This is a genomic window from Actinoplanes sp. NPDC049802 (genome assembly GCF_040656595.1).
GTDB lineage: Bacteria > Actinomycetota > Actinomycetes > Mycobacteriales > Micromonosporaceae > Actinoplanes.
Genome location: NZ_JBFAMR010000174.1, coordinates 1 through 2314, shown reverse-complemented (window position 1 = coordinate 2314; position 2314 = coordinate 1). Strand labels below are relative to the sequence as shown.

Here is a 2314-nt window from a genome sequence, read left to right as displayed (position 1 = left end):
GTCGAGGGCTTTGAGAAGGTGGGAGCCGGGCCCGACGTCGAAGGTCCGCATCCAGACCTCCGGGTCCTTGAGGTCCGCGGGCGGGCCGGAGGCGACCACGGTGCGATTCAAAAGAATCAGACGATCACAGGTGTACGCCGCCGCGGTCAGATCGTGGGTGGCCATCAGCACGGCCCGGTCCCGGGCGATGTCGGTGAACAGGCCGGTCAGCGTCTCCTGTGCGGGCATGTCGAGACCGGTGAACGGTTCGTCGAGCAGCAGCACCGACGGCTCCAGCACCAGCGCGCGGGCCACCAGCACCCGCTGCCGCTGACCGCCGGACAGCTCCCCGACCGGCCGTTTGCGCAGGTCGGACAGCCGTACCCGGTCGAGGGCGTCCCAGGCGGCGCGCCAGTGGGCGACGGTGGGCCGGCGGAACAGGCCGATCCGGCGGACCAGGCCACTGAGTACGGCGTCCTGTACCGAGGCGGGGAAGTCCCAGGTGAACTCGTGGCGCTGCGGCACGTAGCCGGCGCCGGCGGTGCGGACCGTGCCGGCGCGCAGCGGGATCAGTCCCAGCGCGGCCCGCATCAGGGTGGTCTTGCCGGCGCCGTTGGGGCCGAGCAGGGCGGTGAAGTCACCGGCGTCCAGGCGCACGTCGACGTCGCGCAGCACCGGGCGGCCACCGAGGTCGGCGGCGACCCCGGTCATCTCCAGGGCCGCGCTCACCGGAAGTCCTCCCGTTCGGCGCGACGGCGTACGGCCGACTGCCGGGCCACCAGCGCCCCAACGATCAGGACGGCGAGGAGGCCGGCGCCGATCAGGGCGGGAGTCTGCCACGTACCGGATGAGGGATCTTGATCTTCAGAGGCCGTGGCGGCAGAGGCGGAGCCGGCCGCCAGGGGAGCGGTGAACGCGGCGTCGAAGTCGGGCTCGGTGGCGTCGCCGACCGCCAGGCGCAGCACGGTGCTCGCCGTGGCCGTGGTGCCGTCGGCGAGGTCGGCGCTGATGTCGACAGCGAGCTGATAGTTGCCGGGCTCGCCGAACACCCAGTTGGCGTGGGTGTGGGTGTTGGTCTCGACCCACATCGGCTGCGGCAGTGGTTTCGCGGTGCTCCACAGCACCTGCGGGGCGCCGAGGTTGCCGGCCTGGAGGAAGACCGTGACGGCGCCCGGGCCCTGCGCCCCGCGCAGGGTCATGGTGATACCCCGGCTGATCGCGCCGATGACGCCGGGGTCCTGGGTGTTCCAGCCGATCCAGACGACACCTTGCTTCTCGGTCTGCGGCACCACGTGCACCTCGGCGCCGGCCCGCTCACCGAGGAACGCGTAGGCGGGGTCGTCGGGAACCGTCTGGCGAGCGGTGTCCCGCACACGCAGCACGGTGTCGGCGGGCTCCCGCCACACCGGCGGCACCGCGTGGTCGTCGTGGATCCGGATGGTCCACGCGCCGTCACGCAGCCGGGGACCGATGTCGACGTGGCCGGTGTCCAGCACGGCCCGGCCGGTGGCCTGGGCCTGGCCGGGGTCGAGTGACTGGTCGAGCCCGGGGGTGGGGCTGGGCGCCGTCGCGAGCAGCACGGCGAGCAGGGACTTGAGCAAGGCTGATCCTCGGTGGCTCAGAGAAGGCAGGAGCGGAGGGAGTCGGCGTTGAACCGCATCATCGACACGTAGTCGGTGACCCGGCCGTCGAACGCGTCGCCGTAGATGTCGCAGATCTTGACGTTCTGCTGCTTGGCGACCTCGACGAGCGTGGACGAGCGGGCGCGCAGGTTGGGTTCCAGGAACACCGCCCGGATGTGCAGGTTGCGCAGGGTCTCGGTGAGCCGCCGGCGGTCGGCGAGGCTCGGTTCGACGGCGGGGTTCGGGGTGACGAAGCCGGCGACCGGGATGCCGTAGGCCTTGGCGAGATAGGCGAAGGCGTCGTGCGTGGTCACCAGATGGCGGTTCGCCGCCGGGATGCCGTCAATCATTTCCTGGACGTACGCGTCGAGCGCGCTCAGTTCGGTCAGGTACCGGTCGGTGTTGGCCCGGTAGGCGGCGGTGCCGGCCGGGTCGGCGGCGATAAGCGTGTCCCGGATCAGTTCGGCGTAGGACTGGGCGTTGCCGACGTCCTGCCACAGGTGCGGGTCGATCTCGCCGTGCACGTGCCGGCCCAGCACCGCCTGCGGCAACTGGTAGATCTCGGTGCCGGGCCGTCCGAGGAACCGGAAGCCCGGCCCGGCGGGCACCTCCTTGAGCGCCTTCGCCGGAACCTCGATCACGGTACGGGCCGGATCGTGGCGTACCTGCTCGGTGCCGCCGTGGCCGTCGCCGTACAGGTACAGCTCGCCGGT

Annotated in this window: 3 protein-coding genes; all 3 read right to left on the bottom strand. The window is 71.7% G+C overall.

Annotated features, from left to right (window positions below; all coding sequences use genetic code 11):
• A partial coding sequence (locus AB0I88_RS41200) for an anchored repeat-type ABC transporter ATP-binding subunit (RefSeq protein ID WP_361037735.1) occupies positions 1–690 on the bottom strand: 690 nt, incomplete at its 3' end.
• A 14-nt stretch (positions 691–704) separates the two neighbouring features.
• Positions 705–1580, bottom strand: a complete 876-nt coding sequence (locus AB0I88_RS41195; RefSeq protein WP_361037733.1) for a choice-of-anchor M domain-containing protein — start codon at positions 1578–1580, stop codon at positions 705–707.
• Positions 1581–1597: 17 nt separating this feature from the next.
• Positions 1598–2314 (bottom strand): anchored repeat ABC transporter, substrate-binding protein (locus AB0I88_RS41190; protein ID WP_361037731.1); only part of this gene is annotated, 717 nt, incomplete at its 5' end.